The organism is Rossellomorea aquimaris, assembly GCF_000935355.1.
Lineage (GTDB): Bacteria > Bacillota > Bacilli > Bacillales > Bacillaceae_B > Rossellomorea > Rossellomorea aquimaris_B.
Genome location: NZ_JXZC01000006.1, coordinates 164,969 through 187,271, shown reverse-complemented (window position 1 = coordinate 187,271; position 22,303 = coordinate 164,969). Strand labels below are relative to the sequence as shown.

At 40.4% G+C, this 22,303-nt stretch carries 24 protein-coding genes; 6 read left to right on the top strand and 18 right to left on the bottom strand.

Annotation, left to right across the window (positions count from 1 at the left end; all coding sequences use genetic code 11):
• Positions 1 to 7 precede the first annotated feature (7 nt).
• Positions 8 to 1,111: a flavodoxin-dependent (E)-4-hydroxy-3-methylbut-2-enyl-diphosphate synthase gene (gene ispG, locus TV75_RS15220; RefSeq protein ID WP_187443688.1), complete on the top strand. Its 1,104-nt coding sequence runs from the start codon at positions 8 to 10 to the stop codon at positions 1,109 to 1,111.
• An 85-nt stretch (positions 1,112 to 1,196) separates the two neighbouring features.
• On the opposite strand, the gene TV75_RS15215 is transcribed toward ispG, so the two are convergent.
• Entirely contained in the window at positions 1,197 to 1,577 is a 381-nt protein-coding gene (locus TV75_RS15215) for a DUF4190 domain-containing protein (RefSeq protein WP_044339637.1), read from the bottom strand.
• Between the two features lie 201 nt (positions 1,578 to 1,778).
• On the opposite strand from TV75_RS15215, the gene TV75_RS15210 reads away from it, so the two are divergent.
• On the top strand, positions 1,779 to 2,348 hold the full coding sequence (locus tag TV75_RS15210; protein WP_044339636.1) for a nucleotidase: 570 nt from the start codon (positions 1,779 to 1,781) through the stop codon (positions 2,346 to 2,348).
• A 37-nt stretch (positions 2,349 to 2,385) separates the two neighbouring features.
• Here TV75_RS15210 and TV75_RS15205 read toward each other — a convergent pair whose 3' ends face one another.
• The 5 genes from TV75_RS15205 to TV75_RS15185 form a co-directional block, all read right to left on the bottom strand.
• The gene (locus TV75_RS15205; RefSeq protein WP_044339635.1) at positions 2,386 to 2,745 is read right to left on the bottom strand and encodes a DUF1499 domain-containing protein; all 360 of its coding nucleotides are present in this window, start codon (positions 2,743 to 2,745) and stop codon (positions 2,386 to 2,388) included.
• A 112-nt stretch (positions 2,746 to 2,857) separates the two neighbouring features.
• Complete coding sequence (locus TV75_RS15200) at positions 2,858 to 3,274, bottom strand: Fur family transcriptional regulator (RefSeq protein WP_044339634.1); 417 nt, start codon at positions 3,272 to 3,274, stop codon at positions 2,858 to 2,860.
• Between the two features lie 3 nt (positions 3,275 to 3,277).
• A complete protein-coding gene (locus TV75_RS15195) occupies positions 3,278 to 4,135 on the bottom strand; it encodes a metal ABC transporter permease (RefSeq protein WP_044339633.1) in 858 nt (285 codons plus the stop codon).
• A gap of 18 nt (positions 4,136 to 4,153) precedes the next feature.
• Positions 4,154 to 4,930, bottom strand: coding sequence for a metal ABC transporter ATP-binding protein (locus TV75_RS15190; RefSeq protein WP_044339632.1), 777 nt, complete (start codon positions 4,928 to 4,930; stop codon positions 4,154 to 4,156).
• Positions 4,931 to 5,081: 151 nt separating this feature from the next.
• A complete protein-coding gene (locus TV75_RS15185; RefSeq protein WP_044339631.1) occupies positions 5,082 to 5,963 on the bottom strand; it encodes a YitT family protein in 882 nt (293 codons plus the stop codon).
• A gap of 90 nt (positions 5,964 to 6,053) precedes the next feature.
• Here TV75_RS15185 and TV75_RS15180 point away from each other — a divergent pair, with 90 nt between their 5' ends.
• Positions 6,054 to 6,308, top strand: coding sequence for a DUF2624 domain-containing protein (locus TV75_RS15180; protein WP_044339629.1), 255 nt, complete (start codon positions 6,054 to 6,056; stop codon positions 6,306 to 6,308).
• Between the two features lie 55 nt (positions 6,309 to 6,363).
• On the opposite strand, the gene TV75_RS15175 is transcribed toward TV75_RS15180, so the two are convergent.
• Both TV75_RS15175 and TV75_RS15170 read right to left on the bottom strand, forming a co-directional pair.
• The gene (locus TV75_RS15175; protein WP_044339628.1) at positions 6,364 to 7,257 is read right to left on the bottom strand and encodes a deoxyribonuclease IV; all 894 of its coding nucleotides are present in this window, start codon (positions 7,255 to 7,257) and stop codon (positions 6,364 to 6,366) included.
• Positions 7,258 to 7,326: 69 nt separating this feature from the next.
• Complete coding sequence (locus TV75_RS15170; RefSeq protein ID WP_044339627.1) at positions 7,327 to 8,634, bottom strand: DEAD/DEAH box helicase; 1,308 nt, start codon at positions 8,632 to 8,634, stop codon at positions 7,327 to 7,329.
• Positions 8,635 to 8,954: 320 nt separating this feature from the next.
• Here TV75_RS15170 and vrrA point away from each other — a divergent pair, with 320 nt between their 5' ends.
• Both vrrA and TV75_RS15160 read left to right on the top strand, forming a co-directional pair.
• Complete coding sequence (gene vrrA, locus TV75_RS15165) at positions 8,955 to 9,656, top strand: VrrA/YqfQ family protein (protein ID WP_052504576.1); 702 nt, start codon at positions 8,955 to 8,957, stop codon at positions 9,654 to 9,656.
• 192 nt (positions 9,657 to 9,848) lie between these two features.
• Positions 9,849 to 10,805 (top strand): 4-hydroxy-3-methylbut-2-enyl diphosphate reductase, encoded by a 957-nt coding sequence (locus TV75_RS15160; RefSeq protein ID WP_044339626.1) that lies wholly within the window; start codon positions 9,849 to 9,851, stop codon positions 10,803 to 10,805.
• A 43-nt stretch (positions 10,806 to 10,848) separates the two neighbouring features.
• On the opposite strand, the gene TV75_RS15155 is transcribed toward TV75_RS15160, so the two are convergent.
• The 10 genes from TV75_RS15155 to TV75_RS15110 all read right to left on the bottom strand — a co-directional run bounded on the left by TV75_RS15155 (position 10,849) and on the right by TV75_RS15110 (position 20,395).
• The gene (locus TV75_RS15155) at positions 10,849 to 11,967 is read right to left on the bottom strand and encodes a Nif3-like dinuclear metal center hexameric protein (protein WP_044339625.1); all 1,119 of its coding nucleotides are present in this window, start codon (positions 11,965 to 11,967) and stop codon (positions 10,849 to 10,851) included.
• Positions 11,964 to 12,674 carry a tRNA (adenine(22)-N(1))-methyltransferase gene (locus TV75_RS15150; RefSeq protein ID WP_044339624.1) on the bottom strand — a complete coding sequence of 237 codons (711 nt, stop codon included), beginning with the start codon at positions 12,672 to 12,674 and terminating at the stop codon, positions 11,964 to 11,966. Before TV75_RS15150 ends, TV75_RS15155 begins: the two co-directional genes overlap by 4 nt.
• A gap of 113 nt (positions 12,675 to 12,787) precedes the next feature.
• Positions 12,788 to 13,162 carry a cytochrome c550 gene (gene cccA, locus TV75_RS15145; protein ID WP_044339623.1) on the bottom strand — a complete coding sequence of 125 codons (375 nt, stop codon included), beginning with the start codon at positions 13,160 to 13,162 and terminating at the stop codon, positions 12,788 to 12,790.
• 231 nt (positions 13,163 to 13,393) lie between these two features.
• Positions 13,394 to 14,536, bottom strand: coding sequence for an acyl-CoA dehydrogenase family protein (locus TV75_RS15140; RefSeq protein ID WP_044339622.1), 1,143 nt, complete (start codon positions 14,534 to 14,536; stop codon positions 13,394 to 13,396).
• A gap of 163 nt (positions 14,537 to 14,699) precedes the next feature.
• A complete protein-coding gene (locus TV75_RS15135) occupies positions 14,700 to 15,092 on the bottom strand; it encodes a hypothetical protein (RefSeq protein ID WP_052504575.1) in 393 nt (130 codons plus the stop codon).
• Positions 15,093 to 15,134: 42 nt separating this feature from the next.
• Positions 15,135 to 16,265 carry an RNA polymerase sigma factor RpoD gene (gene rpoD / locus TV75_RS15130; RefSeq protein ID WP_044339621.1) on the bottom strand — a complete coding sequence of 377 codons (1,131 nt, stop codon included), beginning with the start codon at positions 16,263 to 16,265 and terminating at the stop codon, positions 15,135 to 15,137.
• 36 nt (positions 16,266 to 16,301) lie between these two features.
• Positions 16,302 to 18,116 (bottom strand): DNA primase, encoded by a 1,815-nt coding sequence (gene dnaG / locus TV75_RS15125; protein ID WP_044339620.1) that lies wholly within the window; start codon positions 18,114 to 18,116, stop codon positions 16,302 to 16,304.
• Between the two features lie 44 nt (positions 18,117 to 18,160).
• Positions 18,161 to 18,628, bottom strand: a complete 468-nt coding sequence (locus tag TV75_RS15120) for a YaiI/YqxD family protein (protein WP_082051302.1) — start codon at positions 18,626 to 18,628, stop codon at positions 18,161 to 18,163.
• A gap of 314 nt (positions 18,629 to 18,942) precedes the next feature.
• Positions 18,943 to 19,755: a pyruvate, water dikinase regulatory protein gene (locus TV75_RS15115; protein WP_044339618.1), complete on the bottom strand. Its 813-nt coding sequence runs from the start codon at positions 19,753 to 19,755 to the stop codon at positions 18,943 to 18,945.
• Positions 19,756 to 19,768: 13 nt separating this feature from the next.
• Complete coding sequence (locus TV75_RS15110; RefSeq protein WP_044339617.1) at positions 19,769 to 20,395, bottom strand: helix-turn-helix transcriptional regulator; 627 nt, start codon at positions 20,393 to 20,395, stop codon at positions 19,769 to 19,771.
• 475 nt (positions 20,396 to 20,870) lie between these two features.
• Here TV75_RS15110 and TV75_RS15105 point away from each other — a divergent pair, with 475 nt between their 5' ends.
• Positions 20,871 to 22,244 (top strand): glycine--tRNA ligase, encoded by a 1,374-nt coding sequence (locus tag TV75_RS15105; protein ID WP_044339616.1) that lies wholly within the window; start codon positions 20,871 to 20,873, stop codon positions 22,242 to 22,244.
• The last annotated feature ends 59 nt before the right edge of the window (positions 22,245 to 22,303 follow it).

The window sequence follows — 22,303 nt, the reverse complement described above, 5'->3', positions numbered from 1 at the left end:
GAGTGAAATTATACATCGTTCAAAAACACGTCCGGTCAAAGTCGGAGATTTAACTATTGGCGGTAACAATGAACTTGTTATCCAAAGTATGACCACTACAAAGACACATGATGTTGAAGCAACGGTTAAAGAGATTCACCGTCTCGAAGAAGCAGGTTGTCAGGTTGTCCGCGTAGCTTGTCCAGATGAACGTGCAGCAGACGCGATAGCTGATATTAAGAAGCAAATTAATATTCCACTTGTTGTCGATATACATTTTGACTATAAACTAGCCTTAAAAGCCATTGAAGGCGGAGCCGATAAAATCCGGATCAATCCAGGAAATATTGGCCGCCGTGAAAAAGTGGAAGCAGTTGTCAAAGCTGCGAAAGAAAAAGGGATTCCAATTCGAATCGGCGTAAATGCCGGAAGCCTGGAAAGAAAAATCCTTGAAAAATATGGATACCCTACGGCTGACGGTATGGTAGAAAGTGCCCTTCATCACATTAAGATCCTGGAAGACCTGGATTTTCATGACATCATCGTATCCATGAAAGCATCTGATGTAAATTTAGCCATTGAAGCCTACACGAAAGCGGCTAAAGCATTTGACTATCCACTTCACCTTGGAATCACTGAATCAGGCACATTGTTTGCTGGAACGGTAAAGAGTGCAGCAGGTCTTGGGGCGATCCTTAGTCTTGGCATTGGGAATACACTTCGTATTTCTTTAAGTGCCGACCCTGTTGAAGAAGTCAAAGTAGCCAGAGAACTATTAAAGTCGTTTGGATTAGCCTCCAACGCTGCTACCTTGATTTCGTGTCCGACATGCGGCCGTATCGAAATCGACTTAATATCAATCGCCAATGAAGTAGAAGAGTACATTTCCACCATTAAAGCACCCATTAAAGTGGCTGTCCTTGGATGTGCAGTAAATGGACCGGGAGAAGCAAGAGAAGCTGATATCGGTATTGCGGGGGCTCGTGGTGAAGGACTGTTATTCCGAAAAGGAAAGACTGTCCGTAAAGTTCCTGAAGAGACAATGGTAGAGGAATTAAAGAAAGAAATTGACAAGATCGCAGAAGAATATTTTGCTCAGCAAGAGGCAGAAAAGAAAGAACAAGAAGTTTAAATGCATGTAAAGAGGACTGACCTAAGATCAGTCCTCTTTTTTTTATTTCTTGAAATGCTCCCAATTTCAAGAAAAGATGTTACTTTTAAAAGAACGGCAGTACAAATAATCCAATAATTATCGATACGGCCCCAATTCCGATTGCCCAGGCACCGAGCATTTCTGCTCCTCGTCTTCTCGCCACAAATCCAAGCACGATTCCAGCTGCTCCCATGATGACCGGGAGAATAAATAAGGAAAGAATGGATAGGGCAAGTGCCGAGTACCCTAATACACGACCAGATGTTGTCGTATCTTCGGCGGTATCCTCTTCAAAGTCGCGGCTTACATTCATTGGAGCAGCAATTTCTGCTGCTGTTTCTTCACGGTATTCTTTATTCACATCTGTTTCCGGATTGTCGTAATACACGTCGATATCTTGTAGATTTCGATCAACGCTGTTTAATTCGCGTCGTTCATCACTCATACAGCAATCCCTCACTTTCTGTGTTTGGGAGCCTTCTTATTGTTTGTCACTTCTCTTTTTTTACTATGCTAATGTTTGTCATTTTTGTTACCTTATCTTCACTTTTCAAACCAAGAATTGCTTTTTGAAAACAACGGTTATCTAAAGGGAAGGAATGTGATAAACTTGAAGGAGTTTTTATAAAGAGGAGCATGATGAAGAATGAAACGTTTTGGAATCGATATTGATGGGACAGTTACATCACCTGAATCCTTACTGCCTCATATAAATGAATATTTTAAATTAAATTTAACCTTACAAGACATCACCCAATACGAATTGACAGAAGTCCTGGATATTTCCCCTCAAACCTTTGGAAAATGGTTTAAGGAAGCAGAACCTGTCATCTACAAAGAATCTCCCCTTGCTCCCGGTGCAAAGAAAATATTGGATCAATGGAAAGAAAAACATGAGCTTTATTTTATAAGCGCAAGAAGATCAGACCTTATTCAATTAACGAAAGAATGGTTTAATTCACAAGATTTAATCTATCATCACATCGAATTAATCGGCTCCCATGATAAAGTTTCAACAGCGAAAAAACATGATGTCGACATTTTCTTTGAAGATAAACACGATAATGCTGTATCGATTTCTGAAGAGCTGTCCATTCCCGTGCTTTTATTTAACACACCTTACAATCAGAAGCCGATCCCTGGTGGAGTCATTCGCGTAAATGACTGGCAGGAAGCGAATACCTGGGTTCAAGGCTGGCTTCAAAATCAATCATAGAAAAAAGCCTCTGACTGGCATCAGGGGCTTTTTTCGATTACACATTAAATAAGGATTTGAAACGTTCCACGCGTTTTCTGTTCACTTTGAAGTCATAATAGCCTAGACGTGAACCTGACTTGATATGTAGAAGATTCGAGTTTTCATCTATATAGAGTTCCAGGTCATCCTTGAATTTCAACCACTTTGATGTAAAAACAGCTTGTATATAATGTGATTTCTCTTCCTTGATCTCTACATGATCGAACTTGCCCAGGGTGGTGCGGATTCTCGCCTTCGTATCCTCGACGCTTCCACTGATGGGAAGTGGTGCTATTCGATGATATGATGTGAGATCAATTGTACTCACACAGTTTTTTTTATTCGTTGGGCAGTGAGTAAAAGGGACAGTTTCCATGGGTGCATCTCCTCTCCATTCCTTCTGTATAATTGCATTTTTTCCCTCTTTTCCCTTCACTTAAACTCTGGATATTTCAGCAATAAAAAAAAGAGACCCTAAAGGGATCTCTCTACTGACATTGGGGGCACTTGCCATAAATTTCGAATTTATGTCCGGATATATCATATCCAGTATCCGTTAAGTTTTCTTTAAGTGCCTCCATGGGACATGTGTGAATTTCTTTCGTTTTCCCACAATCCATACAAATGAAATGATGGTGATGGTGATGGCTTTCGCATGTAAATCGAAAATGTCTTTCACCTGATAGTTCAGTCTCTTCCAAAATCTCAAGTTCAACAAACAAGCTCAAATTACGGTAGATTGTATCAAAACTGAGCCCCGGGTAATCAGCTTTCATATTTTCTAAAACATCCCTGGCCGTCAAATATTTATTAGAGCTGGAAAACAGTTCAAGTAATTGCTCCCGTTTTCCTGTATGCTTATATCCTTTTGATTTTAACAGGTCCATTGCTTCCGTTACATTCACTTTCTACACCTCAACTTTAGAAGAATGACTCGACGTTTTTATTTTCTTAATCACAATTGTAATCAGAAGGATTAAAATCGCCGTCATGACAATCGTACCACCTGGTGCAAGATTCAAATAGAAGGCACTGATTAATCCAACAATAACAGAAATTTCACCGAAAACAAGCGAAAACCCGATCGTTTGCTTAAATCCATTGGCAATCCTGATACTTGCAGCAACCGGTAATGTCATAAGCGACGAAACCAGCAGGATCCCGACGACTCGCATAGAAGCGGCAATCACAAGTGCTACCATGACCATAAAGATAAAGTGGATAGCCTTAGCGGGGATACCTGACGCCTTTGCATGATCTTCATCAAAGGATAGAAGGAACAATTCTTTATATAGGAGGAAAATCACGCCTATGACAAGAACGCTGATTCCTCCAATCAGATACAAATCTCCCCTGCTGACTGCGCTGACACTTCCAAACAAATAACTAAATAAATCTGTATTAAAACCGTCTGCCAGTGAAATGAAGATGACCCCTATCCCGATTCCTCCAGATAGGATGATCGGAATCGCAAGCTCCTGATAATGCTTATATAACATACGCAAACGTTCAATGAACAACGAGCCCATGACAGAGAATACCATTCCAAAATACAGGGGATTCACCCCCGAAAAAGCAGGAATCGTTTTACTTAAATACAGGCTAGCTGCAATCCCTGAAAGAGTGACGTGACTCAAGGCATCCGCGATTAAAGATAGCCTCCTTACGACGATGAATGCTCCTAATAAAGGTGCAATGATTCCTATGAGGATCCCCGTAAGAAATGCATTTTGTAAAAATTCATATTGAAAAATAGCTTGAAGCATTGTCTTCCCTCCGATCTATCATGAATGATGATGTTCATGCTCATGATTTAAGAAATGTACATCATGACCATAAAAAGAGGAAAGCTGATTTTCTTTTAGCTTTTCAAACTCTTCTGTTTTGCCATGGAAATGTAAATGTTTATTTAAGCAAGCGACATGAGTCACTTTATTCGAAATCGACCCTATGTCATGAGTTACAAGAACGAGTGTAATCCCTAAGTCTTTATTTAACGTTTCTAACATATCATAGAAATTTTGGACGTTTTGACTGTCCACTCCCACTGTCGGTTCATCAAGAATCAATATATCAGGCTGGCTTACGAGCGCCCGGGCAATAAATACCCTTTGCTGTTGTCCTCCTGATAATTCCCCAATATTACGTTTTGCGAATGGACTCATCCCAACTGATTCAATGGCTCCATACACATCTTGTTTGTATTTAGATGAAATTCTCTTGAACAATCCTGCTTTTTTCGCCAATCCGCTCGCCACCACTTCATAAACCGTAGCTGGAAAACCTGTATTGAAGCTATTGGCCTTCTGGGAAACAAACCCTATGCGATCCCATTGCTTGAATTTATGCTGGGGGACTCCAAATAACTCAATATTCCCTTGTTTTACTCGTAACAGACCCAGAACAAGCTTAAGTAATGTCGATTTACCTGAACCATTAGGTCCCACAATTCCAAGGAATGCCCCTCTGGGGATGGTCAGGTTAATATCTTCGAGAACTCTTTCCCTCTCGTATCTGAAATTTACATCTTCTATTTTAATAATGGGATTTGTAGTATCCATGTTAATCATCTCTCTTTATAAGAATCATTACGATTTAAAAGTACATAGGGTAGTATACATGATGGGTGCACAATTGTAAATCATTCATACCCGATAACCTAATAAAAGGACTGCTCAATATGAGTGAGCAGTCCTTTATTCCAATGCTGCATTAATGAATGGCAGACTTAAATCGTGCACCCTTTGTTTCCTGTGTACTCATTATCGTAATGAATGCATTGGGATCTACATCAGAAACAATGGATTTCAACTTTGTTACTTCAAGTCTGGTGACTACGACATAAATGACCTCTTTATCATTATCTGTGTATCCTCCACGCCCCTTTAACATCGTTGTTCCCCTGCCAAGTCTTTTTAGTATTGCGTCGGATACTTCAAGGTAATGGTCAGAAACAATGATAACTGCCTTTGTTTCATCCATTCCCTGTATCACCGTATCAATCGTCTTAAAGGCTATATAGTAGGTCATTACCGAATACATCGCTTCTTCAAGCCCGAATACAAATGCTGCCCAGGCAAAAATGAAGATATTGATGAACATAACAAACTCCCCCACTGAAAACGGAAGCTTCTTCGTTAAAAGGATACCAAGGATTTCAGTCCCATCCAGAGATCCACCATGACGTATCACAAGGCCTACCCCCACTCCAAGGGTCAGACCTCCAAAAACAGTGGCTAATACTTTCTCAGTGACAAATGGTTCAATATGGTGTAAAAGACTTTCAATACCTGCCAGTGCGATAATCGCAAACAGCGAAGAAACGACAAAGGTTTTCCCGATATGTTTATAACCTGAATACATGAAAGGGAGATTAAGAAGAACCAGCAAGGTTGCAAAGTTGACAAATGGAATGGTGTCTGAAACTAAATAATCCAAAATAAGTGAAATACCAATAATTCCACCATCGATAATATTATTTGGAACAAGGAACAACTCAATGGATATAGCAGCTAAGGCTGCTCCGATCGTAATAAAAATCAATCGGTAAATAAAATGAAGGGGACTTTCTTTTTTATGCACTCTTTGGGTCATCGTGAATTCCTTTCCTTTCACTTTATTTTCTTATAAAAATGTCACTTTCTGAACATGAGTTACATATGTATCTGTTGAGGAGTGATAAACATGAAGCTATTACAAAATGTGATCAATCACAAAATCAACAATATTACAAATGAGGAATTATTAAAGTACGCCAAACAATATAACATTACATTGACGTCCCAACAGGCAACAAGCATCGTCGCAAGTGTTAAAGGTAAGAACATTAATATTTTCGATGACAGTAAACGCAGTAAACTGGTGAAGGACTTGGCGAGGATCATAGGTCCCGTCAAGGCGAAGGAAATAAACCAGCTCTTTTTGCAGCTTATCAGGTAGTAAAAGAAGAGGAGGCGTCCCTATTGATGAGAGATGACCTCCTCTATTGCCTTTTTTATTGATTCAGTATTTTCGTTAATACATCTTCATCGAATGTTTGACTCTTAAGCATGTCGATTTCGAATTTGTAAGGGGGTTTTTTATTTTTCTTATCTTCCCCTACATATGGTGTTTCCAGGATTTTAGGGACCTCTTGCAGCTGTGGATGATGAACAATATAGTTCAATGCTTTGAATCCTATATGACCGAACCCCAGATTTTCATGGCGGTCCTTACCTGCTCCCCGTTCATTCTTACTATCATTAATGTGTAGAACTTTTAAGCGATCAATACCTACAATTTTATCGAACTCTTCCAACACTCCATCGAAATCTTCCACGATATTATAACCTGCATCATGGGTGTGACAAGTATCGAAGCAAACTGAAAGTCGGTCATTCAGGTCTACTCCATTGATGATTTGAGCGATTTCTTCAAAGGATCTTCCGCATTCGGATCCCTTACCTGCCATTGTTTCCAAAGCGATTTGCACTTTATGGTCTTTTGTTAATACTTCATTCAGGCCTTCGATGATCTTCTCGATCCCTTTTTCAGCTCCGGCACCAACGTGAGCACCAGGGTGAAGAACGATCTGCCCTGCTCCCAGAGCTTCCGTACGCTCGATTTCAGAACGGAGGAAATTGACCCCCAACTCGAATGTAGCCGGGTTCGTCGTATTGCCGATGTTAATGATATAAGGGGCATGAACGACGATATCCTCTATTCCATTTTCTTTCATATGACGAAGACCAGCTTCTATATTCAGGTCCTCGATCTTTTTTCTTCTTGTATTTTGGGGCGCACCTGTATAGATCATGAAGGTATTCGCACCGTAAGACACAGCCTCTTCACTTGAAGAGAGCAGCATGTTCTTTCCACTCATGGAAACATGGGATCCAATCTTAACCATTCTTCTCAACTCCTAAGAAAATCTCTCTTTATTGTATCGAATGTGTACAAATGAATCACGTTGTAACACTTATTTATTTCTGTTTTTGATTCTTCTTTCCCGTTTCTTGATTTGGTCCATTTTGTATTTCATTTTCTTTTTATAGCCCGGCTTGACTGTTTTTGGTTTTCGAACCATTGATTTCGCTTTTTCTTCAATCTCATCAACATTCGTTTTTTGACGGTTCTTACGTTTGTTAAGGGGTGGTAACTCAGACCATTCACCTTTTTTAATGTCTTTATGACTAAAGCTGATGCCAAGCTTCTCTAAGCGATTCAATGCATCTTCATCTGACGGCGTATAAATGGTGTATGCAATACCACTGTTTCCTGCACGTGCCGTCCGGCCGGAACGGTGAACATAGAAATCAAGATCTTGTGGAAGTTCAAAGTTAATGATATGACTTACACCTTCAATATCAATCCCTCTTGCTGCTAAATCTGTCGCTACGATGTACTGATAATCCAGGTTTCTGGTTTGTTTCATCATTTTCTTACGCTCACGTGGGGAAAGGTCTCCGTGAATCCGTCCAACCTTTAATCCTTTTGCGATCAGAGCATCTGCCACTTCATCTGCTTTTTGTTTTGTATTGGTGAAAACAATACCTAAATATGGATTTATATCCACTAAGATATTGTACAGCAGGTTGATTTTATCGCGACTCTTCAGAGGTACGATCACGTGCTGAATATTTTTCGCCGATAGCTGCTCGGGCTCCACATGTGCATACTGTGGATTTTCCATATATTTTTTCAAGAATGGCTTCAGTTTTTCTGGAATCGTCGCAGAGAATACGAGCATTTGTAATTTTTCAGGCATCTTAGCGGCGATCTGATCCACGTCTTCAATGAATCCCATATCAAGCATCAGATCCGCTTCATCAATGACCAGTAAACTGGCAGTATGAACAAATAACGCCTGATCTTTCACTAAATCATTGATTCGGCCAGGAGTACCAACCACAATATGAGGCTGGCTTTTTAATTTTTCAATCGTTCTCTGCTTGTCCGTTCCACCGATAAAGCAGCGTGAAACAATGTCACTATTTTTCGTGATCTTTAATACTTCTTGGTAAATCTGCTGTGCCAGTTCACGTGTCGGTGCTGTAATCACAGCCTGTACCTGATCTGATCCTGCTTTCACCTTCTCAATGATTGGTAACAGATACGAATGTGTTTTTCCCGTTCCTGTCTGTGATTGACCAATAGCACTTTGCCCTTTTAAAATCAGGGGGATCATTTTCTTTTGGATTTCTGTTGGTTCGTAGAAACCCAATTCTTCTACAGCTTCATTAATGAAGGACTGGAATCCAAATTGTAGAAATAAATTCTTTTTCATTCATTACATCTCCTTTTATCAATATATCCTTTTATTTACGCTGTCACCGGGATGGATGTCGTGTCATACACATCCTCACCACAGATTTATATTAAATTAACGAGTCACTTTTTTGTTCATTGTTAGTGAGTTTATCTTAACGTAACAGTTTAGTAAGCGTCATATTTAAAGAACATCTAACCATTATAATATTTTTTTGACAAAACTTCTAGTTCATACTTATTTTTATTTAGGATGATAGTGTATCAATACCCTTTTTCCACCTGTTGCATACTCTATAATGTCGACGAATTTATTCGAAATGAAAGGAGGCTGTCATTATGTCACCTAGAAGAATGAGGAATCAGGGCCAGGATATGCGAAATCCTTTCGGAATGAGACAGCAGCGGGGTATCAACGGGTTCGGAATGCAGCAGCCTGGTAGAAACAGCTTTGGCTTGGGCCAGTCGCAACCACCTCCGTTTCAATTTGGAGGACAACGTCAAAATCAGGGATTTAATATGGGAATGAATCAGAGAGGTCGTGGCCGGGGACAAGGAAAAGGTGGACTGTTGTCGAAGTTACTTAAGAAAGGTGAAAACCGGAATGCAGGTAGTGGGCTTGGGCTTCTTCAACAATTTTCAAGAGGGGATTCAGGTTCCAATTCAACTGGATTTGAGCGATCACCTCAGGCAGCCGGCGGAATCCTCCAAAGTCTATTGAACCCTGGCAATGTGAATTCATTTTTATCCAATACACAACAAATGCTCCAGACTGCTCAACAATTAGGGCCAATGTTCCAACAATACGGGCCTATGGTGAAGAATATACCGGCTCTTTGGAAGCTCTATCGGGGATTTAAAGATATGTCAGTTGATGAACAAGCGGAAGACGCGAAAACAGAAGAAAAAGATACCGATATCCCAGAAGTAAAATCCGATAAGAAAAAAAAGAAAAAGAGACAGTCAGTAGAAAATGCGGAACTTGATGTGGATGTTCCAGTCCGATCGAAATCAAGTTCAAAGCCAAAATTATATATATAAAGTCCGTATCCCTTAAGGTAATACTCACCTGGCAGGGATATTTTTTTATTCCCTTTCAACCACCTCTATACTGGTCCCCGGGGGCAGAAAAACATTCGTCAGAAGCTAATATACTTCGTTCTCTTTGTCATAAAGACTGTTCTCCTTTATAATGAAGACAAAACCTTTTCTCACGTAGGAGGATATTCATAGATGGAAATTATTAAGATTACTCCGAGAGGCTATTGTTATGGTGTCGTAGATGCAATGGTCATTGCAAGAAACGCCGCATTAGACAAATCGCTTCCTCGTCCAATTTATATTTTAGGCATGATCGTTCACAACAAGCATGTGACTGATGCATTCGAAGAAGATGGGATCATTACCCTGGACGGCAGCAACAGAAAAGAAATTATCGAACAAGTCAATGAAGGAACGGTTATCTTCACGGCTCATGGAGTATCCCCTGAAGTGAAAGAAATAGCCAAACAAAAAGGACTTGTCACACTGGACGCAACGTGTCCCGATGTAACCAAAACCCACGATTTGATCCGCACTAAGGAAGCGGAAGGCTATGACGTAATCTATATCGGTAAAAAAGGACATCCCGAGCCTGAAGGGGCTGTAGGGGTTGCACCTGAGATCGTACACCTTGTGGAAACGGCAGAAGATGTAGAAAAGCTTTCAATTGAAAACGAAAAAATCATTGTGACAAACCAAACGACGATGAGTCAATGGGATGTACTGGATACAATGGATAAAGTAAAGGAAATGTATCCTCACGTAGAGCTGCATAAGGAAATCTGTCTGGCTACCCAGGTTCGTCAAGAAGCTGTTGCTGAACAAGCTGGGGATGCAGATGTTCTCATCGTGGTTGGCGATCCCAAGAGCAATAACTCAAACCGGCTTGCCCAAGTATCAATGGATATCGCAGGTACGCCTGCACATCGGATTTCTGACATTAGTGAATTGGATATCGAATGGATTAAAGATGCGGGCATCGTTGCTGTAACAGCGGGGGCCTCTACTCCAACTCCAATCGTAAAAGAAGTGATCAAATTCCTTGAAGCTTTTGATCCAAATGATGAATCCACTTGGACAAGAGAGCGAAATGTCCCATTGAATAAAATTCTTCCTAAGGTACGAAAAGCAAAAATGGGAACAAAATAAATAAATGAAAGGCCCCTTGGAAATTCCAAGGGGCCTTTCATTTTTACATATACGTAAATGGGTTGGTTTCAGATTTTGACGGGAATATATTGACAATATACCCTTTTTCAGAGCATTTTTTTGCCAAATAACTGGCCACTCCATCCTTCATGACTTTTTCGATGTGATGACCTGCGTCAACGACATTAAGCCCCATCATCATGGCATCATGGGCGGTGTGGTAATAAATATCTCCTGACACAAATACATCTGCCCCCTGCCTTTTGGCCTTCCCGATAAACTTATTTCCATCTCCGCCAAGTACTGCTACTTTCTTCACATTCGCTTCCCCATCACCAATGACCCTTATCCCGTCCATACCAAAGGTTTCTTTCACAAATAAAGCAAATTCCTTAAGGCTCATCTCATCTTGTAAATGTCCGATCCTACCCAAACCTAAAGCGGGAGATTCATTTATAAGGGAATAGATATCATAAGCAATTTCTTCATAAGGATGGTGGGTGAACATCGCTTTCAACACTTTTTTCTCTAAAGAAACAGGATATACCGTTTCCACCTTCTCTTCAGCTACTTCCTCCAGGGAACCTTGCTTACCGATATAAGGGTCCGTACCCTCCTCAGGGAGAAATCTTCCCTTACCTTCAGTCGAGAAGCTGCAGTGAGAATAGTTTCCTATGTGCCCTGCCCCTGCATTGCCAAGGGCCGTCCGAAGTTCCTTTGCGTTTTCTTTTGGCACATACACGACCAACTTACGGAGCTCCTCATTGTACGTAGGGACAAGTACAGACGTATCTTGCAAATGCAGCATGTCTGATAGAAGATCATTCACCCCGCCTGACGCCACATCCAGATTCGTGTGAGCCGCATAAACGGCAATGTCATGCTTGATTAACTTCTCAATCATTCTTCCCTGATACGTGTCCGTTTGCAAGGACTTTAACGGACGGAAAAGCGGTGGATGGTGGGCAATGATTAATTTCACATTGTTTTTAATTGCTTCATCTACAACATTCTCCAAGACATCAAGGGTAATCATCACATTTTCAACCTTTTCGTTTAACTTACCAATTTGAAGACCAATCGGATCACCTTCTTCTGCTAAATATTTAGGTGAAAATTGTTCGAACAGTTGAATGATCTCATGACCGTTTACTGTCTTCATGGGATAAGGACCTCCTCCACCAATTGTATTTTTTTAATAAGTTCCTGTTTACGGTCTTCTAATGCATCGGTTTTTTCCGCTTTTTCCATGTTATTCAATATATTCTTCCATTGTCGAAGCTCTTGATTCCATTTTTTACTAAATGCATCATTACGCTCCTTCATTAAAAATGGTCCGAGCAAAAGCTCTTTTTCAAGTTCATCTGAATAGTGCCGTTTAGGATTTCCTTTCTCCGCCACTAAAATTTCATATACCTTATCATCCTCTTCAAGAATTTCTTCCCCTAAGAGGTCCCACTCATTGTCCATGAGCCATGTTCGAATGGACTTTGCGCTCACATTCGGCTGAAGGATCAACCTGGGCTGATTGGTAAGCTTTTCTTTTCCCGTCTCTAAAATAGAAGCAATCAATGCGCCCCCCATTCCGGCAATCGTAATACAATCTACTTCACCTGGAGCGATCACTTCCAAGCCATTTCCAAATCTTACTTCTACCTCACGAGTTAATTCGGCATCTTCTACCTGCTTCTTGGCAGAAAGGTATGGACCTTTCACTACTTCTCCTGCGATTGCAGAGGACGCAATGCCTTTATTGACGGCATAGCACGGTAAGTATGCATGATCTGAACCGATATCAGCGATTTTAGATTGTTTGGGTATGTATGACACAACTGTTTCTAGTCGTTTCGATAATTGTTGAATATTCATTTGTTCACCTTTACTCATTTTTATTGGGTATCATGTACGATAATCATTCTAACCAACTTTTCCCGATAAAAAAAGTCCTTTGCCCAAAAGACAAAGAACCTTTTCATCGTTGATTATTTAAGTGACTTGATCCAGTCTGCCATCGCATCTAGATTTTCTTCAGCAATTAAACCGGCTGGCATGATACCTTTACCGTTTTTAATCGTTTCTTTAATCTCATCTTTAGAAAGTTCAGTTCCCTTTAGGGCTGGACCTGCTCCACCTTCATAGTTCCCACCATGACAAGATAAGCAATTATCTTTGTAAGCTGCCTCAGGATCGAATTCGCCGCTTGAAGCCTCTTCCCCTTCTTTACCTTCCATTTCCCCGTGACCTTCTTCTTTTGCTTTTTCATCGGCATTGTTAAGACCTTCTAAAGATAAGAAGAAAACAAGACCAATTCCAAGAGCCATGATAAGTACGAATGGAATTATTGGATTACGATTCATGATTTTAACCTCCTTTATGTACAAAATCCAAAAAATAGTGCTCTTTTCAACACTTTATATTTTACTGTAAAAAACGACAAAGTAAAAGTACTATCAATTAACTTTTCCATCTTTCTCACAAATTAGACACATTTCCTGTGAAAAAAGGTGAAATTCCATTTAAAGAAAGAGAGCCCCACTGCCCCGGAGCGGACCAATAGAGCTCTTGATTTGCATTATAGTGTTTTTACCTTACTGACATCCTATAAGCCTTGAAATGACCATTCTCTGGACTTCTGAGGTTCCTTCTCCGATTTCAAGGAGCTTGGCATCCCGCAGATATCTTTCCACATGATATTCTTTCATGTATCCGTATCCACCATGAATCTGAATGGCTTCATCCGCTACTTCCATACTGATTTCTGAAGCATACAGCTTACACATGGAGGCTTCTTTCGAAAATGGTCTTCCCTGATCTTTCAACCATGCTGCCTTAAGAACCATATTCCTTGCCAGCTCAATCTTCATCGCCATGTCAGCAAGCTTAAATTGAGTGACTTGGAACTGTGATAAGGTTTTGCCAAATTGCTTTCTTTCCTTTGAATACTGCAAAGCTTTATCAAAAGCAGCCTGTGCTACACCGACAGCCATGGCACCGATTCCAATCCTGCCCCCATCGAGGGTGACAAGGAACTGTTTAAAACCTTCTCCTTGTTTTCCTAACAGGTTTTCTTTAGGCACTTCCACATCTTCAAGTACCAACTCTGTCGTGTTTGATGAATGAAGCCCCATTTTTTCATAGTTATCAATTACGGTAAATCCTTTTGCTTTAGTCGGAACGATAATCGCACTTATTTCTTTGTTCCCATTGTTTCTACCTGTAATCGCTGTTAACGCGAGATGATTCGCATAGCTTGCATTGGTAATATAGCACTTATTACCGTTAATAACCCATTTATCCCCTTTATCTTCTGCAGTTGTTTGGGTTCCTCCTGCATCTGAACCTGCATTGGGTTCAGTCAGGCCGAAAGCTCCAAACGATTCCCCTGTACAGATTGGGGTTAAATATTCTTCCTTTTGTTCATGAGATCCAAATAAGTTGATGGGTGCCCCACCCAGTGAAATATGTGCAGAGTACGTAATACCTGTCGAAGCACAAGCCCGGCTGAGCTCTTCGGTTACGATTGCGAAACTGACCGTATCGGCACCTGCCCCCCCATATTCCTCTGGAAACGGAAGTCCCATCATTCCCAGGTCAGAAAGCTTCTTGAAAATTTCCTTAGGAAATTCCTTTGAGCGGTCACGATCCAATGCACCTGGAGCCACTTCTTCTTCAGCAAATTCCCTGATTGTCTTTTTAATCATTGTTTGTTCTTGTGTTAAGTCGAAATTCATCATTATCCCCCTTGTCTAACTTTGATGACTGAAAGCCCTGACACCATTTTTATAATAGCGCTTTCAAACATAATTTCAGCACTCTATGAATACGCTCTCATTCCTATTATAAAAGGGAATAGTTAATTTTCTCAACTTTAAAAAACTTTTAAATTTTCAGAAGTTATAGTAATATAAAATAATTAACAGGATTCCTCCTGGCCATACCTGAAAGGGAAAAATAAGTCAGGCTCCATTTCAAACCAGCACTTACCCAAAGTATATAGTTCGGAAATGGGGTTATGTGCATCCCGAAAGGACTTTCACCAAATAATGCTCCTGATATTTCTATGGAGGTCAGAAGAAGTATGCAAGCGGCAGCCATATACAAAAGTAAGGAAGATAATTGTTTCTTAGTATAATAAATTCCTTTTCCTGCTAATAATCCGACAAAACTTGCCAAAATCGTTGTTTGCAAAACGATTGACAATTCAGTAAAATAAATGACAAATAATGAAATTAATATCGTACAGGTCGAAAATGTCAAAGGTGATAAAAAACCCTTTATTTCGGGCAAAAAAAAACTACCTCTACGCACAATAGAGGCAGCACATGGGTTCTATTCCAAAAAGTCTTTTAATCGTTTGCTTCTGCTTGGATGACGCAGTTTTCTCAGAGCTTTTGCTTCTATCTGACGAATACGCTCCCGTGTTACCCCGAAGACTTTTCCTACTTCTTCAAGTGTACGGGTCCTGCCATCATCCAGACCAAAGCGTAAACGAAGAACATTTTCTTCACGATCTGTCAATGTGTCCAGTACATCTTCAAGCTGTTCTTTTAAAAGTTCGTAAGCGGCATGTTCTGAAGGAGATTGAGCTTCTGCATCTTCAATGAAATCACCAAGATGAGAATCGTCTTCTTCACCAATCGGTGTTTCAAGGGATACCGGTTCTTGAGCAATTTTAAGGATTTCCCGAACTTTTTCAGGTGTTAAATCCATTTCTTCTGCGATTTCTTCCGGTGCCGGCTCACGCCCTAAGTCTTGTAATAGTTGTCTTTGCACGCGTATCAGTTTATTGATGGTTTCCACCATATGAACCGGAATACGAATCGTTCTGGCCTGGTCAGCAATGGCACGGGTGATGGCTTGGCGGATCCACCAGGTTGCATACGTACTGAATTTGTACCCTTTACGGTAATCAAACTTTTCCACCGCTTTGATCAGACCCATATTACCTTCCTGGATAAGGTCCAAGAATAGCATACCGCGACCGACATAACGCTTAGCGATACTAACAACCAGTCTTAAGTTCGCTTCAGCGAGACGTCGCTTAGCTTCCTCATCGCCCTCTTCAATTCTCTTGGCTAGATTTATCTCTTCCTCTGCAGATAAAAGGTCCACTCTTCCGATTTCTTTCAGATACATACGAACCGGATCATTTATTTTTACTCCTGGAGGAACGCTTAAATCATTCAGATTGAATTCTTCTTCCTCTTCCTTCTCTAACTCCGTGGCACCTGGATCATCATCTTCGTCATTTTCATTGATGATTTCTACACCCTGTTCACCTAATTGTTCGTAGAATTCATCCATTTGATCTGAATCCAACTCGAACCCTGATAATTTATCAGCAATATCTTCGTATGTGAGGACTCCTCTTTTTTTACCTTGGTTAACTAAAAATTCTTTCACTTGATCAACTGTTAATTCTGACGCTATTTGTTTGGAACGCGCTGACTTTTCAGCCATTTGTTCCCCTCCTTCCAACTTCCTTACAATACCTTTTTATAGAGACTTACGCAGCTGTAAGATTTCCATTGCTATTTGTGCTTCTTTTCGGTAATCCTTCAGTCGTTCTGCTTCTTTTCTTTCCACTTCTTTTTCTTTTATTCTCAACATCTTTTGATGTTTTAACACCTGATTGACATAATCCAGTAATTCTTGGTCCGTACTTTCTTCGCTTATTGACATCATTTCAATGTCCGTTACGATCCTTCTTAACCTCTCATCGGGTAGGTACCCAATAAAGGCACTGGCACTTGGAGGCAGACCTTCTTCATAATAACCCAATAAATAAGTAATAATAGCCTGATGTTCATCAATATTAAGGTTAGTACCTGCAAGCCACTCCTGCACCTTGTAAGCGATATTCGGATCCTTAAGCATATAGGCAATTAATCTTCTCTCGGCAGTCTGATAAGCGGGCAACAATTTTGACTGGGTCTGTCTGGAGAAATTGCCTTGCATACCTATCTGTTTAGGTGGTTTAGACTTCCGCTTCTCCGGGCCTTCCAGTTCAGTTAACTGCTCTTGAAGAGCCTCTAAAGATAGTTCGAACTCATCCGCCAAATACCTTAAATAATAATCCTTTTCAACCGCCTTACTCAATTGAGTAATTTCCTTAAGTATTTCTTCTATATACTTCAGGCGATCTCCTTCATCATTTAAGTTTTTCTTCAGCTTATAATACCGAAGCTTAAATGCCATGAACGTTAAGCTTGCCCCTATTACATCTTGTTGAAACTTTGCTGCACCATATTTGGAAATGTAGTCATCAGGGTCTAATTGTTCTGGTATTGTAGCGATACGAATATTCAGCTGATGATTGTGAAGAAGATTCCCTGCCCGAAATGCAGCTTCCACCCCGGCAGAATCACCATCATAACAAATGATTACGGAATCCGTTAAGCGCTTGAGCAACCCGATTTGCTGCTCTGTCAATGAAGTACCCATAGTGGCTACCCCATTTTCCACTTCTGCTTCATTTGCCGAGATAACGTCGGCAAATCCTTCAAACAGGACGGCCTGTTGTTTTCTTCTAATCATTGCGCGTGCGCCGTGATAATTATAAAGAATGCTGCTCTTGTTGAAAATTTTCGTTTCCGGACTGTTTAAGTACTTCGGTTCATCATTTGAATCGATGCTTCTTCCTGAAAAGGCGACCGTGTTCCCTTTGGTATCGACTATAGGAAACATGATTCTTCCTCTGAAGCGATCCAGGAAGGAATTGTCTCTTTCTCTTCTAACAAGTAAACCCGCCTCTTCCATCAGTTCAAGGGAATAGCCTCGTTTCTGAAGAAACTTAACCGTAAAATCCCAGCTTGGAAGTGACCACCCAATCTGAAATTTAGTAATACTTTCAGTCGTAAACCCCCGGGCCAACAAATATTCGAGGGCTTCCTGACCTTCCTTTGTATTTAGAAGGAGATGGTGGTAAAATTTACTTAATAACTCATGAGCTTCCATCATTTGCTTTTCATCTTCTTGAGGGGGAAGCTCCCTTTCAGATGAAGAAGTGGTTTGTATGGAGATTTCTTCTCCTACTTTAGAGCCAAGCTTTTGCGCTGCTTCCAGGAAGCTTAACCCATCAACATCCATTAGAAATGTAAACGCATTTCCTCCGGCTCCGCATCCGAAGCAGTGAAATATCTGTTTGTCAGGGGAAACAGAAAAAGATGGAGTATTCTCTCCATGAAACGGACACAAACCAAAATAATTTCGTCCCTGCTTCTTCAGTTGTACATAATCACTGACGACATCTACGATATCAGTTGACGATAAAATTTTATTTAACTTATCTTCAGGGATTCTTTCAGACACGATTTATCACCTGTTTTTATTTACCCTCTTAATCCATTCTGTACTTATTCCGATTCTCCTGCAATTTCCGACAAGATTTTATCGAAGGAAATACAAAATGTTTCTCTGTCTTCATTTGTAAAAGGTTTAGGACCTTTACCATAGTTTCCTCTACGGCGTTCTTTTGCTGCGACGTATCGATAATCGAGTGCGGTGACTATACTCTCTTCCCTGTAGGCTTTTCCCCGGGGAGAGATGGCATAAACTTTTTTCGGCAAGACCAGGCTTGCCAATCCAATATCCTGAGTTACCAGGACATCTTGAGGTCTGACATGATTCATAATGTATAAGTCGGCCGCTTCTTTCGAACTATCTACATATACCCACGTACCTTGGTCGGGTTCGTTCTTCCTATGGGCATGAGAAGCAACAAAAACAATTTCAAAGCCATATCCACTGGTAATTTTAATGATTTCCTGTTTTACCGGGCAAGCATCTGCATCTACATAGACGGTAGACTTATGTTCGCTAATACTAACTATTCTACATCACTCCGTATTATCCTTCTCTCTTTATGAACTTTCCTAGAGATTTGATTAAAATTGTCGAATTTTAATTGAGACGAGACTTGACATATCACAATAATTAGTTTATTCCTTAAGAGTTTAGTCTAAACCTATTTTAAATATTTTTATCACAATTTTTTATTATAGTATAATCGGACAAGTTTGACCACTATAAAAACTCAAGAAATGAAACCTTTCTGTCCTTCTGGTTATGTTCACCAAAAAAAGAATGATCCTTCCGCTTTATTCAGGGAAAGTATCATTCCTTTTAAAGTTAAAAGTTAATCGTTTGAGTGCTGATAGATATTGGTAATGACATTCGCTGTTTCTTCAACCGCTTTGTTCGTTACATCAATCACATGACACCCTATCCGATCGGTTATTTTCTCGAAATATTTCAGCTCATCTTCAATCCGTTGAATATTTGCATAGCTTGCCTGATCATTCAATCCCAGTGACTTTAATCTTTCACGGCGGATTGTATTCAACTTTTCAGGGCTGATCTTTAACCCGAAGCATTTCTTCGGAGAAACCATGAATAATTCCTCCGGGGGATCGACTTCCGGTACGAGTGGTACATTGGCCACTTTAATTCTCTTCAGTGCAAGGTATTGTGATAATGGCGTTTTCGATGTTCTGGAAACACCCACTAAGACAATATCCGCTCTAAGAATACCGCGGGGATCTCTCCCGTCGTCGTACTTAACGGCAAACTCAATGGCTTCTACTTTCTTAAAGTAATCATCATCCAGCTTCCTTACCGTTCCTGGCTCGAACAATGGTTCCTTTTGGTATGCTGATTGATATTTATCCATTAATGGACCGATAATATCGAAAGCGTATAACTCTTCTCTTTCAGCTTCTTTTTTGATATAGGCACGCATATCCGGCTTAACCAAGGTGTAAACAATAAGCCCCTGATTTAATTTCGCTAAGGAAATCACTTCGTCGATATGTTCCAGGTCCTCTACATACGGAAAGCGTTTAATGACCGTATTGGAACCATTGAATTGGCTAATCGCCGCTTTTGTGACTAGTTCAGCAGTTTCACCTACCGAGTCGGATACAACATAGATGATCGGTTCTTTCACGATCGTTCACCACCTTCTAATATTCATCTGCTAACGCTACAAATGCTTTCGTGATATTCGTTTTCGTAATTCTGCCTATTACTTCTAAATCGCCTTTTTCCGTTTTCTTAATCACAGGAACGGAGTCAATTTGCTTATGGATCAAGTCTTTGGCAACGCCTATTAGCTGGTCATCTTTTTCACAGACAGTGATATTGGGCATTCTCGTCATAATAATATTCACCGGCAAGGTACTAAGTTCCTGCTTCCCGATGCTCGCTCTTAAAAGATCCTTACGGGAAAGAACTCCAACTAAGTACGTATTGGCATCCACTACGAATAATGTTCCTACGTCCTCCAGGAACATCGTAACAATAGCATCATACACAGAAACATTTTCGTTTACCACTACAGGAATCGATTGATAATCTTTAACATATATTTTGTTTAGGTTTTCTGTCAACAGCTGCGTTCCTGTTTTCCCTGTATAGAAATACCCCACTCTTGGACGGGCATCCAGATAACCCGCCATGGTTAGGATGGCCAGATCAGGCCTGAGGGTCGCCCTGGTCAAGTTTAATTGATCGGCGATTTGTTCACCAGTGATAGGTCCGTTGTCTTTAACTATTTGTAGAATATGTTCTTGACGCTTATTAAGTTCGATTGTTACTCACCACCTAACGAACAGACTATTTATGTTATACTTTATATGAAATATTATATACTATTTAATTAAAATGAAAAGAGCATATTATCATTCTATTGTGTCAACACTATATTTTAAATTTCACTTTACAAAGAGTATCTTTTTTTGATACAAACTTCAAATCTTTTCTCTTCATAAGATCGATGGTTGTATTTATTCAAGCATCATGATAAAATATCTTCATCTTAAACCAATAATGCTATGACGGATCGATAAGTACTTGCTGCACTCAAGCGACCAGGGATGGTGAAAGCCTGGAAAGCAAGGAAAAGGCAATCCCGAGCAATTTTAACATTTAAAAGTGGGTATACATGTATGTATGACGTATATCAACTAGGGTGGAACCGCGAGTATCAAGCTCGTCCCTAGGCCATGCGCCTAGGGACGAGCTTTTTTATTTTATTTACATACATGATGAAAAGGAGTGACTTTTATGTCAATGGAACAAGTAGTAAATTTAGCAAAGCATCGCGGATTTGTTTTCCCGGGTTCTGAAATCTACGGAGGACTCGCTAACACCTGGGATTACGGTCCATTAGGTGTAGAATTAAAAAACAATATTAAAAAAGCATGGTGGAAAAAATTCGTTCAGGAGTCCCCATACAATGTGGGTCTGGATGCAAGTATTTTAATGAATCCACAAACATGGGTAGCCTCTGGTCACGTTGGAAACTTCAATGACCCGATGATTGATTGCAAGCAGTGTAAAACGCGTCATCGTGCAGACAAAATCATTGAAAATGCCCTTGAAGAAAAAGGTATTGAAATGATCGTGGATGGACTTTCGTTTGAGAAAATGGAAGAAATCATCAAGGAGCACAGCATCGTGTGCCCTGATTGCGGAAGTCAGGACTTCACGGATATCCGTCAATTCGATTTAATGTTTAAAACTCATCAAGGGGTTACCGAATCTTCAACAAATGAAATCTACCTTCGCCCTGAAACGGCACAAGGGATCTTTGTTAACTTTAAAAATGTTCAGCGCTCAATGCGTAAGAAAATGCCATTCGGTATTGCACAAGTCGGAAAAAGCTTCCGTAATGAAATTACACCTGGTAACTTCACATTCAGAACACGTGAATTTGAACAAATGGAACTGGAATTCTTCTGTAAACCGGGTGAAGACCTTGAATGGTTCTCATTCTGGCGTGAATTCTGTAAAAACTGGTTACTTAACTTGGGAATGAACGAAGATAACATGCGTTTACGTGATCATGATAAAGATGAATTATCCCATTACAGTAACGCAACAACGGATATCGAATACAAATTCCCATTCGGCTGGGGAGAACTTTGGGGTGTAGCAGATCGTACAGACTTTGACCTGAAGCGTCATATGGAACATTCGAATGAGGACTTCCACTACATGGATCCGCAAACCAATGAGAAGTATGTACCATACTGTATCGAACCGTCTCTTGGAGCAGACCGTGTAACACTTGCGTTCTTATGTGACGCATTTGAAGAAGAAGAACTTGAAAATGATTCACGTACAGTGCTCCGCTTCCATCCGGCACTGGCTCCATTCAAGGCAGCGGTTCTGCCACTTTCCAAGAAGTTATCTGATGATGCATTCAAGGTATATGAAGAATTATCACAGGATCTTATGATTGACTTCGACGAAACAGCATCCATCGGTAAACGCTACCGTCGTCAAGATGAAATCGGTACACCTTTCTGTATCACATTTGATTTTGACTCCGTTGAAGATCGTCAAGTGACCGTACGTGACCGAGACACAATGGAGCAGGTCAGAATGCCGATCAGCGAAGTCAAGGCGTTCTTGCAAGAGAAAATTAAATTTTAAAACCTAAAGCGGAGGCGGCTCGTTCAGAGGCGACAAGCATAAGACAGCCCTGCCGGAAA